General features: G+C 46.7%; 12 protein-coding genes. All 12 read right to left on the bottom strand.

Annotated elements, in window-relative coordinates:
* Positions 1-398: 398 nt before the first annotated feature.
* Positions 399-1226, bottom strand: coding sequence for a methyl-accepting chemotaxis protein (locus ACYQ2N_RS04130; RefSeq protein WP_459997674.1), 828 nt, complete (start codon positions 1224-1226; stop codon positions 399-401).
* A gap of 129 nt (positions 1227-1355) precedes the next feature.
* Positions 1356-2720, bottom strand: a complete 1365-nt coding sequence (locus tag ACYQ2N_RS04135; RefSeq protein ID WP_459997676.1) for an MFS transporter — start codon at positions 2718-2720, stop codon at positions 1356-1358.
* Positions 2721-2856: 136 nt separating this feature from the next.
* Positions 2857-4206 (bottom strand): MFS transporter, encoded by a 1350-nt coding sequence (locus tag ACYQ2N_RS04140; RefSeq protein ID WP_459997678.1) that lies wholly within the window; start codon positions 4204-4206, stop codon positions 2857-2859.
* 114 nt (positions 4207-4320) lie between these two features.
* Positions 4321-5340 (bottom strand): xanthine dehydrogenase family protein molybdopterin-binding subunit, encoded by a 1020-nt coding sequence (locus tag ACYQ2N_RS04145; RefSeq protein WP_459997679.1) that lies wholly within the window; start codon positions 5338-5340, stop codon positions 4321-4323.
* 4 nt (positions 5341-5344) lie between these two features.
* Positions 5345-6613 carry a xanthine dehydrogenase family protein molybdopterin-binding subunit gene (locus ACYQ2N_RS04150; RefSeq protein WP_459997680.1) on the bottom strand — a complete coding sequence of 423 codons (1269 nt, stop codon included), beginning with the start codon at positions 6611-6613 and terminating at the stop codon, positions 5345-5347.
* A gap of 5 nt (positions 6614-6618) precedes the next feature.
* Positions 6619-7101: a (2Fe-2S)-binding protein gene (locus tag ACYQ2N_RS04155; protein WP_459997681.1), complete on the bottom strand. Its 483-nt coding sequence runs from the start codon at positions 7099-7101 to the stop codon at positions 6619-6621.
* Between the two features lie 4 nt (positions 7102-7105).
* Positions 7106-7981, bottom strand: coding sequence for an FAD binding domain-containing protein (locus tag ACYQ2N_RS04160; protein ID WP_459997682.1), 876 nt, complete (start codon positions 7979-7981; stop codon positions 7106-7108).
* Between the two features lie 93 nt (positions 7982-8074).
* Positions 8075-8905: a UPF0280 family protein gene (locus ACYQ2N_RS04165; RefSeq protein WP_459997684.1), complete on the bottom strand. Its 831-nt coding sequence runs from the start codon at positions 8903-8905 to the stop codon at positions 8075-8077.
* Between the two features lie 7 nt (positions 8906-8912).
* Positions 8913-10409 (bottom strand): DUF362 domain-containing protein, encoded by a 1497-nt coding sequence (locus ACYQ2N_RS04170; RefSeq protein WP_459997686.1) that lies wholly within the window; start codon positions 10407-10409, stop codon positions 8913-8915.
* Between the two features lie 120 nt (positions 10410-10529).
* A complete protein-coding gene (locus ACYQ2N_RS04175) occupies positions 10530-11690 on the bottom strand; it encodes an amidohydrolase family protein (protein ID WP_459997688.1) in 1161 nt (386 codons plus the stop codon).
* Positions 11691-11713: 23 nt separating this feature from the next.
* Positions 11714-12292: an amino acid synthesis family protein gene (locus tag ACYQ2N_RS04180; protein ID WP_459997690.1), complete on the bottom strand. Its 579-nt coding sequence runs from the start codon at positions 12290-12292 to the stop codon at positions 11714-11716.
* Between the two features lie 19 nt (positions 12293-12311).
* Complete coding sequence (gene mmsA / locus ACYQ2N_RS04185) at positions 12312-13820, bottom strand: CoA-acylating methylmalonate-semialdehyde dehydrogenase (protein WP_459997691.1); 1509 nt, start codon at positions 13818-13820, stop codon at positions 12312-12314.
* Positions 13821-13841 lie beyond the last annotated feature (21 nt).

The raw sequence follows: 13841 nt of genomic DNA on the forward strand, positions 1-13841 counted from the left end.
TGCGTATCGACCCTTTTTTTCGAGCCATAATACGAACAGAGGCGTCCACATTGCGAACGCTTAGGATAATTTAGCCTAATATGTCGTTAATTTTAGCACACTTATTGCCAGATGATAACCGGAATTTGTAAAGTATTTTGTATTTTTTTGCAGGGATGCAGTTGCGTTAATGCATTAGTATACTGGGCAAAAATTCGACAGGGAATATGCTCTTGAGCATAACCAGTTAATATAATTTTCTGTTTTCAGATTTTTAACTATTTTGCCTGGGATAAAAGATTACAGAATGAAAAAAAAGCTCCCAATTTGGAGAGCTAGGAAAAGACTATAATAATTTGATCTTAACTAGTCAGATCATGGATAAGTGTCCTACTTATTAGGTATAAATTCTTAACCGTTTACACTAATTTATCGGCCAATTCTAATAACGTTTTGGACATACTGCTGATTTGTTGGGTTGAGGAAGCAATCTCCTGCGTCTCGTCTGCCTGGTTTTGGAAAAGGGCTGACAACTCCTCAATGTTTGCATATACATCGGTAAGCATTGTCTGTACATCTTTTAACGTAGCAGCTATGTCCTGAGTAGAATCCTTTGTATTTGTTGCCAGTTTGCGGATTTCCTCAGCGACAACGGCAAAGCCTTTCCCTTTTTCTCCGGCTCTAGCTGCCTCGATAGTCGCGTTCAAGCCAAGGATATTTGTACGATCGGCAATCCCTTTTATCATTTTCACAATATCATCTAAACGCTGAACCTCGTTTTCAATGGTTTTTGTTTGTTCTGTTACTTGTTCCGTGGTTACCGCGAGATTTTGTGAATTGCCAACGAGATTTTCCGTGGCTCCGGAGATCTGCTCGGAAGCAGCCGCTAAGCTCTCTGCCATTTCCCGGACATTTTCCTGGTCGTCTATGGGAGTACCCGTCACTATTAGCCCAACAATTTGGTTCTTTTCATCTTTTAACGGGACCCCCACTCCAATGAATGGCACCCCGAAAACTTCTTTGGGAATTAACTTAACCTGTCTGGTACCCTTACGTAAAGCGATATCAGCAATGCTTCCAGGCTTAATAGGATCCCCGGGATTTATGCCTAAGTTAAGCCTCTCGCTACGAATATTAAATACATACTTTTGCGTATCAGCTATTGATATGGTCATTTCTTTGCTGCCAATTAAAGCAAGATAAGTAATTAAGTTAACTGCAGACTCTACAAGCGGATGATATTCCATAGCCTTTTCACTCCAATGCTACTTCAAATTCAATAATCAGGGGCGGGTATTAATCCGCCCCCAAACCAGTAATTTGACTAAATTACCCCTCCAATGTAGCTGAGCAAAAATACAACGGGAAATATAGGATCACGCCCCGAAGTTAATATCTTTCAATACAGTTCCTTTAGTTTCTATCCCTAACACTAGCACCAGAATACTAGCAAGAACAAAGGCTCCAGCAATGATCGCAAATACCCCGGTTATTCCTAGCGAGGAGAGTCCAAATCCTATAACCATAGGGGCTAACATAGAGCCAACTCTCGACATTGCTGCTGCGCTTCCTGTACCCGATGCTCTTATACTAGTGGGATAGAGTTCAGGAGTATAGGTATATGTGATTCCCCATATAGCTGAAACAAAGAAAGACGTAATTACTCCTAAGACAATCACTTGAGCGGTAGCAACATTATGGCCTAAAGCCCAGCCGTAGGCTACTGTTGCAACCCCAGCTAACAAAAGGTTTGCAACCAGTAATTTCTTCCTTCCTACTTTATCCATAAGCAGGGCTGCTAGAATTTGGTTGGGTACATAAGCGATTTGCATAATTACAACATATAAAAATGACCTAACCATAGAATGCCCTGCCTTTACAAAAAGGGACGGTAACCAGGAGAACAGGCCATAGTACCCGAACATAGCTAGGAACCACAATCCCCAGAGCATTATAGTACGTCTAAAATACTGTTCAGAAAAAAGCAAACTTATAGTAACTTTTTGAGTTGAAGACACGCTACCGGAAGAAGTATTATCTACTTCAACAGGCGGCAACGGGGTGGTTTTTTCAATTTCTTTCTCAATATTAGCAACAATTTTTTCAGCTTCATCAAGCCTACCTTTTGATATCAACCATCTCGGAGATTCGGGCAAATGTCTTCGAACCATAAAGATGTAGAAAGCGGGCAGAGCCCCTGCCACAAAGGCCCAACGCCAACCAACAGTGGGAATAATAAAATATGATATTACTGCCGCAGCGAGCCAACCAGCAGCCCAGAAAGTATTTAACATCCCTTGCAATTTTCCACGACTCTTAGCAGGAACAAACTCGCTTAAAAGAGACGTTACTACCGGGGTTTCACCTCCGAGGCCAACTCCTACAAGAAAACGGAAAATTAATAGCGTATTAAAATTTGGAGCAAGGGCACAGGCGATTGAGAATATAGAAAAAATCAACATTGTTACCTGAAAAACAGTTTTTCTACCCCAACGATCCGACACATAACCCGAGACAACTGCTCCTACAAACATCCCCACCAAGCCTATACTTAGCAGTAGCCCTACTTGCCCTGTTGTAAGCTGCCATGCTTTGGTCAGGGCGGTTACAACAAATGTAACTAAACCCACATCAAAAGCATCAAACGCCCAAGCTGCACCATTAATCCCTAACATTCGATAATGAAAAGATCCTAACGGTATCCTTTCCATTCTCGCTACAATTAAATTTGAATTTGCCATTACGTTCCCCTCCTAAATAGCATGATCTCCCGATGCCTATTTAACTTGAGAAGGAATATTACATCAAACAATAGTTGCGAAAAAGGCCTATCCTGTACTCATTTATTTAGAGAGTATTTAAGGAGCATCTTCGGGCTTACAGTGTAGAGGACTTCACAACGGCAATTTCGTCTAAGGTCTTGCCTTTCGTCTCAATCCCCAGCACCAAAACGACCAGAGCGACAACCGCAAAGACTGCGGTCAGCATTCCAAAAACATACGTATAACCGACAGCTTTGCCGTAAGTTTGATAGATTACTCCAACCACATAAGGGGCTGCAATCATCCCAATTCTTCCGACAGCCGCCGCCCAACCAGCGCCACTCCCGCGGGCAGAGGTAGGATACATTTCCGGAGTATAAGCGTAAACTGCACCCCATGCTCCTAAGCTAAAGAAGTAAAGCATGGATCCGAACGTCAGAATGTGGGTTACGGATGAGCTTTGCCCGAACAAGTAAGCGGCCAGTGCTGTACCGCCGAGATAGATAACCAATACCGCTTTCCTACCAATCTTTTCAATGAGGTAGGCTGCACTATAATATCCTGGTAATTGCGCGATGCTCATGATCAAGGTAAACTGCAAGCTCTTTATCAGGACAAATCCTTTCCCTACCATTAAAGTCGGTATCCAGAGCACAAAACCATAATACCCAAAGTTAATACCGAGCCAAAGAATCCATAAAACCAAGGTGCGGCGCCAGTACGTACTGGACCATAATTCCAGAAGCGAAATCTTGCCGCTTCTAGCCGGAGGTGCGCTTTTTTCAGAATCCTTAAGTGGGGCCAAACCCGCTTCTCTTTCCATTTTAGATACAATTGCTTCAGCCTCTTGAGTTTTCCCGGCTTGCTCAAGGTAACGGGGTGATTCAGGGATACCCCTTCTAAGATAAGCTGAGTAAAGTGCAGGAACAGCACCCAGAAAGAAAGCAATGCGCCAGCCATAGACAGGGATGAGCAGGTAGGCAATCAGTGCTGCCAAGATCCAACCCCAGGCCCAAAAACTTTCCAACAATACCACCATGCGCCCACGTGCTTTAGCCGGCGAAAACTCGCTGACAAGAGTGGAGGCAGCTGGCAGTTCCCCGCCCAGCCCCAGACCTGTAAAAAATCGGAATACCAATAACATAGTAAAACCCGTTGCAAATCCTGAAATGCCACTTGCTACTCCGTATAAAATAAGGGTAAACAGAATGACGGTCCGGCGTCCCCATCTGTCCGCTGACATACCGGCGACTGCCGCGCCCAAGGCCATCCCTACAGCACCGGCACTCCCCAGCAACCCTAGCTGGGATGGCAAGAGATGCCATTCTTTGCCGATGGCAGCCATAACCCCTGCGACCATACCTTGATCCATAGCGTCGAAAAGCCAGCCGAGTCCTGTCAGCAGCAGCACCTGCCACAAGGTACGCGTAACCGGCAAACGGTCAATGCGCTGAGAAATATTCATATACTCTCTCCTCTCAAACGGCGATTCATTAATAAGTTCTTACCCACTCCTCTTGTTTTATCCCTTTTCCACCTTTTCTGCGGAGGATTCACTCCTCCCTTTTTCGCGGGTGACTTAATCTCTATACGTTCTGGCATCACCTCCGATCATGCTCCCATTTTCTTTGAGCTTCTCAAGGACTTTTTCAGGGGTCAGCGGGAGTTCAGTAAACCTGATACCGATGGCGTCATAAACCGCGTTAGCTATCGCCGCCGCTGTCGGTATCAGTGCGGGTTCGCCTACACCCTTAGCCCCATAAGGCCCTGAATCCACAGGTTCCTCAACGATTAATGGATAAACATTTGGGATATCTTTCACTGTCGGAATTAGGTAGGTTGAAAAAGAAGGTGTTTTAATACGACCTTCATCAGTGATCATTTCTTCAAACAATCCATAACCAATCCCCATGATGCTGCCGCCTTCAATCTGAGCCTGAACCTGTCTCGGATTTACAGCACGACCCACATCATGGGCTGCAAAAATATTTAGAACTTCTATTTGGCCGGTGGTGGTATCCACCTCTACTTCTACGACTTGAGTAGCAAATGCATAAGCCCCATAAGGATTACCTTGGCCAGTTTCTAGGTCAAGCTCAGTCGTATCGGGATTGTGGCACCCGTGTCCGACAGTCAAGATTCCCTTTTGACGGCAGTTCCTTATCACCTCCTCAACACTCTGGCAATCCTGTTCTTGCCCTCTGACATAGATTTGACGATTCTTACAAACAACCTGTTCCTTTCCTACCCCCAGTAATTCAGCAGCTTCTTGCACCACCAGAACCTTGACTTCTTGCGCCGCCTGTAGTACAGCGTTTCCTGATATATATGTTTGACGGCTTGCTGAGGTTGCTCCTCCATCCGGAGTTGTTCCTGTGTCAGCTGAGATTACGTTAATATCCTCGTAAGCGACTCCAAGTTCTTCAGCAGCTATTTGGGCCAATACGGTATCCGAGCCTTGCCCGATATCTGCTGCACCTACAAATAGATTTACTGTACCGTCATTGAGCCAATCGATAAAGGCACCCGCCGGATTGGGTAAACCCGTGTTACCGATCCCGTACCACATGCATCCGATGCCAAGACCCCGCTTCTTCATGCTCCTAGCCCTCCCGCCCGCTTAAAACCTGCTGAGCCTTGGCATAGGCTTGTTTAAGAGTCTCACTAATTCCTATCCCACTCTTTAAAACTTGACCGGTAGCAGTTTGAGAACCAAACTTCAGCGCATTAAGCATCCGTATTTCAAACGGACTGATACCTGCGCGTTCCGCCAATAGATCCATTTGTTGTTCATGAGCAAAAGCGACTTGCGGGACTCCAAAGCCTCTCATCGCCCCAGCGGTAGGATTATTGGTGTATACTGTATAAGCGTCAATCTTAACATTCGGTACTTCATAGGGGCCGGTGACATGTACTGCCGACCTGGTAATGGTTCCTGGTCCATAAGAAGCATAGGCGCCAGTGTCTCCAATAATAGTGGTCTCGATACCTAATAATTTTCCGTTTTTATCTGCTGCAGTCTTATAATAGATAGTAATGGGATGGCGCTTCGTGGAAGAGATGATAGATTCTTTCCTAGAGTAAACTAAGCGTACAGGCTGCTTTGTTTTTAATGCCGCTAGGGCAACCAATACTTGGACGGACACATCTAACTTCCCACCAAACCCCCCGCCTGTCGGAGCTTGGATTACTCTGACTCTATTAAGAGGAAACGCGAGATTTCGAGCAACCTCTGTGCGGTCAAAATGAGGATTTTGCGTGGAGGCATGAATAACAACTCCATCGCCATCGATATAAGCAAAACCGGCTTCCGGTTCGATATAGGCATGTTCTGTCATCTGTGTACAGTATTTATTCTCTACCACAATATCAGCTTGTCTAAAAGCCTCCTCTACATCCCCTTTACGAATCTTTCTTAGCCCTAAAATATTCCCGTTGGGATAAATTGCCACAGCATCGGGCTTCATTGCTATTTCCGGGTCAAAGACGGCTGGAAGCAGCTCTAATTCTAATTTTATGGCTTCCAAGGCTTGGTTGGCACTTTCCTCTGTCTCCGCAATCACCATAGCAAGTGGATCACCAATTTTCCGTATCTTATCCTTTACCAGAACCGGTTCATCTTTAATAATAATGCCGTGGCTGTTGCTCGCAGGAATATCCTCATCAGTTAAAACTGCGACAACCCCAGGCAAATCCTGGGCTGTCTGAGTATCTATCTTTTTAACCAGGGCATGCGGAACTTGGCTTCTTAATATTTTCGCCTCCAGCATTCCGTGCATCTTTATATCTGCACTAAATAACGTTCGGCCTAATACCTTGTCCACAGCATCCTTACGCCTGAACGGTCTACCCACGACACTCATCTGATCCATCCTGCTCAACTCCTTTTAGGGTTGCTCTGCCTGATCACGTTCTCAACGGCATTGACAATTTTAGTATAGCCGGTACATCTGCACAGATTACCTGAAAGGGAATCAATGATCTCCGCTTTGTCAGGATTAGGATTGTGATCCAAGAGTGCCTTGGCTGATAGAATCATGCCGGGCGTACAAAATCCGCATTGAACCGCCCCCTCTTCAATGAACGCTTCTTGGAGGGGATGAAGGTGGTCATGGTCTCCCAATCCTTCAATCGTGGTGATTTCTGTGCCGTCAACCTGGGCAGCCAAAACTAAACAGGAATTTGCAGTCTGACCGTTGATGATCACCGTACAGGCTCCACATTCCCCTTCACCGCAGCCAAGCTTGACCCCTGTGAGTCCTAAGTCGTCACGCAGTAAATCGACCAGGCGCCTGTTTGAATCAACTTCAACCGCTTTCTCTTGTCCGTTTAGAACAAAGTTTATGGCTACTTTATTCATGTTCTCACCCCAAGAAAGATGCTTTGTTCCAAGCTTCTTCAACCGCCCTTTTAACTAATTCCCCGGCTACGCCCCGGCGATATTCAGCTTTTGAACGGATATCGTCAATGGGTTTAATTTCACTCGCAACCGCACTCGCTACGTCTTTGAGCAGGGCCGGTGAGAGAATCTTACCCAGTAAAAGATTTTCAGCTGTTTTAATGCGAATTGGAGTCGGGGCCACTGAACCTAAAACAATTTTGGCTTCATTTATTGCTCTCGTTTTGGGATCCACCTCGATAAAAACTCCCGTATTGACAACGGAAATGGCCAGGGCTTTGCGCTTTCCAAGCTTTTCAAAGCCGGAACCTTGATTAGGTCTCAGCGCCTTAAATAAAATCTTGGTAAGGATTTCTCCCGTTTGTAATACCGTGCGCCCAGGACCCAGAAATAGATCCTCAAGGGGAATAACTCTTACCTGCTTTTCATTGGCCAGCTCAACTTGAGCACCCAGAGCGATAAGAGCCGGTACGGCATCAGCCGCAGGAGAAGCATTGCAAATATTTCCTCCGATGGTGCCCCTGTTACGAATTTGCGGCGAACCGACCATGCTTGAAGCCTTAACCAAAGCAGGAGCAAATTTTTGAAGAATTTTCGAATCCATAACCTGGGTATGTGTGACTAAGGAACCGATCGTTACTTGACCATTGTCTTCGAAATGAATTTCTCGCATGTCTTTGATCAAGCTTAAATCAAGCACAACCTTCGGATTCATGATTTTTTCATTCATTTTAACTAATAAATCAGTGCCCCCCGCTAAAAGGGTGTAGTTTGCTTTGTCCCTCATCAAATCAAACGCTTCAACTAAAGTGGCGGCTCTGTAATAATCGAAGGTATTCATTTGTTGCACCCCAGCTTCATACTTGCCAGTTCAAAACCTTGTGAAAAGAGTTAATATAGTTACATTTCTGAATATATTGGACGTACATTTCATTTAAATTGGATGAATCAGATCTGAAGGAAATTGACGCATTTCTCCTTGCAGGAAGAGCGCAGCCCCATAAATTATTTTTCTCTCCACCAGCTCCCGGGCCTTCATTAGTCCGTGCTCAAGGGCTTCTTGCTTTAAGCTCTGCGGCAGCGAAGGGACAGCGCATGTCACCAGGAGTTCAGGGATATCTGTTGCCGGATCGAGATCCCTGGCTACTTTTCTCTCAATGAAAGGGGAGTCCACGTTAACTGCATTGCCCAAAACAGTTGCACAAGCGTCTGCGATGGAGGAAGTGGCCGCAATCGCTACGGCGGCATCGGCAATTCCTAAGGTAAAACTGCGCCCCCCTCTTCCACTCGTTGCTATTCCACCGATCTTTTTTCCCTCAACATCCAGGTAATGAGATGGCTTGACCCCAAGTCGGGGAACTATACCGACCCTGGTTTTCTCGCCCGACCCGAGGTGCATGGCAATATCGCCACCGTTATTGACCAATACCTTGCTTGCTCCCCGTTTCGCCAGGTGTTCACAGACCAGCTCTGATATCGAACCTGCCACGGCAGCCATGGGTGTTAAGTTAAGCTCTCCGGCCAAACTTACTGCGCTTAACATCTTACTTAAGATTTTTGGATATTCAATGTCATCCGGGAGTTCTGGCCACGCCTTTTTAGCGAAGGGAAGATAGCGCCTTAAATCATCAAGCCAGTTGTTCACCAGTTCTTCCAGCTTGCGTAATTCTCGGGCTATTGGCTCACCCCTCCGTTCAGCGGTTACACTCATCTGTACAGGTCCGGAATCTATTACTACTTGGTACGGATTTACTAATGTAAGCATAGCCAACCTACTCAAGAACTTCTGCAAGTTGACGTATCTGAGCAATGTGACCTCCAATTCGCTCGTAGGTACTACGGAGCATTGTGTACTCAACTGGGGCCACCGTTGCCGGAGTCGGCACCCAAGAGAAGGCGTTGAAAGCAATCACCTTTTCCACGTCAGCCATAAAGTTTATGCCACCGCCCGGCAAAAGCATAGCAGGAGCTCCTCCGATGGTTAAGCGGACTTCGCCACGATGGACCGCACGCGTAAGTTCTATTGGAAGCATGGTTACCCCCGCTCTGGCAGAGCCTCCAGTACCACCAGTGTAAAGAGCGGAAACTCGTGCCGGTTCACAATTATTGTGAATTAACGCTACAACTTGTTTTACTGGCTCAGTCAAGTCTATTTCGCACACATCACCATTAGGCAACACTTCAAAGAGAGCTGCTTGCCGCGCTGTGGTCTCCGTTACTAGGATTTTCATCCCCGGTTTGGCCAAATTCATATCTACGGCTTTTATCGCTTGACGAGGCTCTATAATGTCAGTTCCTCCCCAGCCGTGTCCGTGTTCGCCAAAGTAACGGCCCCGCGTACTTTTACGCCCGTTTGGAATGACACCACTATAAGTCATACCCACTTCCTGTCCGGCCCGGTGTTCAGATAAGAGCCCGATAACATGGTGATCCAAAATAATAGCCTCATCAACTACGTCTTTCAAATGGTGGGCGAAAAGTCCTACCGTGGCACTGCCACACCCTACCCTCATCGTTATGTCTGTCTGCCCGTCTATAACAGGATGATGCCCAACCTGTAATTCCAATTCACTGCCGCTGTCAATTTTTAATGAAACTCTTTGCCTGTTAGCAATATCTACAATTGTACGGGCTACGATAAAGCCGGTTTTCCCGGTAAGAAGGTTAGCCCCCCCAAGGCTTAAAATTTTAGAACCGTACTCTTCGGTATCTACTATACCAACCACGCGCCCGTCGCGTCGGACCTTAGTTCCTTCTTCCCCGATATGAAAATTAGTGTCTATTTTTACCTTTACTCCGCTATAACTTAACGGAGCTTCCGTGACAACGGTCACAACTTCGATTCCTCCCCTGTTGCCTTGCACGATATAGGGAGCAGGCCGCGGGTCAGGATACTCCGTTCCTGCCCCTATAGCCGTAATTAAGGGCCAACTTATTTCGGGTGGCTGTTTTACGGGCTCCGGCACGTCAGACACCAGGGATCGATTGCGTATTAATTTTCCGTTTTCATTAGTATACCTGCGACAGGCTCCGGTAAATCCCTCTTGAATTTCACATTGAACAGGGCAGGAGCCGCAAGTTACGACTCCAACTACCTGTTGTTCCACTTTTTTAGCCGCTGTACGGGGACAGACTTGAGTGCAAACCCCACAGGATGAACATCCTTCTCCGATAACGGCCTTCTTTTCTTGCAACGTAATGCATTGCAGAGGGCAGTCCTTGATACAGAGACCGCAGCCGGAACACAATTCTGATTCAATCTGTACCATCGAACTAAGCCTCCAGACAATTATATTTTTTACCTGATCCCGGTGAAAAAGTCCTACAGCATTCGGTATTTGCAAGCGAATCCCTTCGCAACGAGAATTAAGGAATTTTTTTACCGAACACTATTTAATAACCGGCTTATGTGTCGGGGGAGGAGTATTTCTGCTAATTCCGGCTTTGATCTCTCCATCAACAATTACCATAGCCACACCAGGAATATCCCCAACCTTTAATCCTTCGAGTGCATCCTGCCCGAATGAACCCATGGGAGCATCCACTAAGACTAAATCTGCTTCCCTGCCAATTTCGATGATCCCTGTATTCAAGCCGAAAACTCTGGCCGTATTTCCGGTAGCGGCGGCAATCGCTTGGGCAGGGTCTAAACCCCCGACGGAAGCAAGAAGAGCCAAATTCCTTAACATTCCCAACGGAATTACTCCTGTTCCTGAGGGAGCATCATTGCCCATAATTAACCTTGAGAGTTCGTTGCGCTCAGACAAGATTTCCACAGCTTGCAGAGCAGCTTTGGGATTACCACACTGCACAACTTCAATCGCAAAATCACTGAGCTCAATGATCTTTCTCACTTCCGCTGGAGCAACAGCGGTTGTTCCGCCGTTAATATGGGATACCACATCTGGCTTAATCGCCAGGACATCATCAGCAGTCACGGTTGAACTACCGGGGATTGAAGTTCCACCCGTATGCATCGCTACTTTGAATCCGTACTTGTGTGCCCAAGCCACCATCGGTGCGGCATCTTCCGGTTTGCGGACGCTGCCGAGCCCAACCTCACCGACTAACCAAACTCCCCCTGCTTTCAGTTCAGCGAAATCTTCTTCTTTTAATCCCTGTTCGAGAATCAGCGCGCCCGCATGCACTTTCACTCCCCCAGGACGAGCATTCCGGAAAGAACGGGATGCTAGAATGGCCAGCGCTTTAACTCCCACTGGATCTTTGGGACGTCCCGGAAGATGAGGTTCCCCTGCTGAGATCATGGTCGTGACCCCGCCATGCAAAGAGCTATCGATATAATCCATCATTTTTTGACGAGGAGTAAAATCCCCGAAGACCGGGTGAACGTGAGAATCAAGCATTCCAGGCATAAGGGTGATCCCCTGAGCATCAACTGTTCTGTCAATAGCTTCACCGCTTAGGATACCGGCATCCCCTATCGCAGCAATTTTCCCATCCCGTACAAGCACGGTATTTCCTGATAGTACCGGATTCTTAATATCACCGCTCACAATTGTTCCAATGTTGGTTATCGCTAAATTAGCCATTAAAATCCCTCCCCGACCTGCTATTAACGAAGACCGTCTTCCCCTTTAATCTCTTCTTTCTGAAGTCCACCAATTCGAGGTAATGGCCTTCCTGAGTCAGTCACCACCAAAACAACTAAGATTTCGTCAGAACGGGGCGCATCTGGGACCCGGACCTCCATCGCGTCATAATGTGTCCGTACAAAAGCCGCATCCTTGTAATGAAGAGGCACATCGATACCAGTACCAAGTCCACCCATTTTTTTAGCCGAGGGTATAATAGCCTTGCCTCCGCCCACTGCTTCGCGGAAAGGTTTGCCCAGCTTGGGGTGAAGAATAGCCGCTGCGTGTTCGAGTTCACCGGCTGCTCCGACAACAGCTGCTTTTCCGTAGCTCTCAATTAGACTTTTATCGCCCCCCAGTGCTGCAACTGCCCTGTTTCCGAGAATTTCACCCAGCTTTTCACCAACATCCGTCAGTTCGCTTAAGTCTTCTTGGTACTTTCCGGCAAAAGGGTTCTTAATCACGGCAATAGCCGCCGCCTTGCGCGTGCGCTTTGGTAAGTCCTGCCCCGCCTCTTGGAGAGTCTCTTCAACCACAGTCAATAGTTTGCGGATTTTCATTCTTTCCCCTCCTTAAAAATTACCAGTTAACAGGAACACCTGTACTTTTGCCTGCTTCTTTAACTTTACGCTTCAACCACCGCGTAACGACTACTTTCTTATCTGTATAGAAATCGATAGCATCATTGGCGCGTCCGCGAGTCGAACCATACATCGAGAGTTTACGTCCACCTACCGGATAAAAAGCAATTGGTGCCGGAGTTCCGACATTGACGCCCACTTGCCCCACTTCACATTGTTGGATGAAGTCTCTGGCGTATGCGCCGGTCTCAGTGTAAATCACTGCGGTATGCCCATAACGACTTTGGTTAATAATCTCTATCGCTTCATCAAGGTCTTTTACCTTCTTAAGGCATCGTACCGGGCCAAAAAGCTCTTCCTGGAAAATGTGCATCTCAGGTTCTGCCTCAAAGACAGTCGGTCCTAAGAAATACCCATTGGGATAACCCTCTACTTTCACTCCTCGCCCGTCAAGAAGTAACTTTCCACCTTCTTTGACCCCGGTTTCAATCTCTTCAAGCAACTTGTTCAGATGCTTTCTACTGACTACAGGCCCTAAATTAGTTGTTTCGTCTGTTCCGGGACCGACTTTTAGGGCTTTAGTCGCTGCCAAGAACTTTTCTTTGAATTCGTCATAAACAGCTTCCGCCACCAGAACATTGGAAACTGCGAAACATCTTTCACCGATATGTCCAAAGCAGGAACTGACAACATTTTTTATCGTCTCGTCCATCACAGCGTCATCCATGACCAAGGCATGATTCTTTGCGCCGCCTTGCACCTGAGCCCTTTTGCCGTGAGCAGTAGCGCCCTTGTAGATCTCCAAGCCCACTTGAGAAGAACCGACAAAGCTTACCCCGACAATGTCCGGATGGCTGATAAGGTAATTGCCCATTTCGCTGCCGCTCCCGTGAATTAAGTTCAAAACTCCTTTAGGCAAACCCGTTTCCTGAACGAGTTCGACAATTTTCTGAACTGTCATCGGGCAAATACTACTGGATTTAATGACAACAGGATTTCCTGCTGCTACGGCCCACACAAAATAAGTAGGAATCATGGCCGGGAAATTGAACGGAGGAAGAACTAAGAATACCCCCAGAGGCTCCCGGACAAAATACTCATCAACTCCATGGGCAATATCCTCGGTATAGGCTCCTTTCATCAGTTGGGGCATCGCACATGCATCTTCTACATACTGCAAAGTACGGGTCAGCTCATCCAACCCTTCTTTATAAGTCTTACCATGCTCGGCGCTAATGATCTTGGCCAGTTCACTCTTGTTTTCTTCCATCTTTTGTTTAAGGGCAAACATGTACTCTATCCTCTCGGGAATAGGGGTAGTACGCCATTCCCAGAAAGCATCTTTTCCCGCCTGAACCGCTTGATCTGCGTCAGATTGCAAAGACATCGGACACAGGGCAATTACTTCGTCCGTTGCTGAATTTCTTACTTCTGCAAACTCCTGAGTTCTAGACTCTATCCATTCTCCGTTAATAAAGTTCTTCAATACCATAGCCTTTTCTGCCAATGTAAGTCACTCCTCTTTTTC

The organism is Paradesulfitobacterium aromaticivorans (assembly GCF_054657415.1).

Coding starts and splice junctions, on each gene's coding strand:
- ACYQ2N_RS04160 (WP_459997682.1), bottom strand. CDS start 7,981: ATGAATACCTTCGATTATTACAGAGCCGCCACTTTAGTTGAAGCGTTT.
- ACYQ2N_RS04140 (WP_459997678.1), bottom strand. CDS start 4,206: ATGAATATTTCTCAGCGCATTGACCGTTTGCCGGTTACGCGTACCTTG.
- ACYQ2N_RS04165 (WP_459997684.1), bottom strand. CDS start 8,905: ATGCTTACATTAGTAAATCCGTACCAAGTAGTAATAGATTCCGGACCT.
- ACYQ2N_RS04130 (WP_459997674.1), bottom strand. CDS start 1,226: ATGGAATATCATCCGCTTGTAGAGTCTGCAGTTAACTTAATTACTTAT.
- ACYQ2N_RS04145 (WP_459997679.1), bottom strand. CDS start 5,340: ATGAAGAAGCGGGGTCTTGGCATCGGATGCATGTGGTACGGGATCGGT.
- ACYQ2N_RS04175 (WP_459997688.1), bottom strand. CDS start 11,690: ATGGCTAATTTAGCGATAACCAACATTGGAACAATTGTGAGCGGTGAT.
- ACYQ2N_RS04135 (WP_459997676.1), bottom strand. CDS start 2,720: ATGGCAAATTCAAATTTAATTGTAGCGAGAATGGAAAGGATACCGTTA.
- ACYQ2N_RS04155 (WP_459997681.1), bottom strand. CDS start 7,101: ATGAATAAAGTAGCCATAAACTTTGTTCTAAACGGACAAGAGAAAGCG.
- ACYQ2N_RS04150 (WP_459997680.1), bottom strand. CDS start 6,613: ATGGATCAGATGAGTGTCGTGGGTAGACCGTTCAGGCGTAAGGATGCT.
- ACYQ2N_RS04170 (WP_459997686.1), bottom strand. CDS start 10,409: ATGGTACAGATTGAATCAGAATTGTGTTCCGGCTGCGGTCTCTGTATC.
- ACYQ2N_RS04180 (WP_459997690.1), bottom strand. CDS start 12,292: ATGAAAATCCGCAAACTATTGACTGTGGTTGAAGAGACTCTCCAAGAG.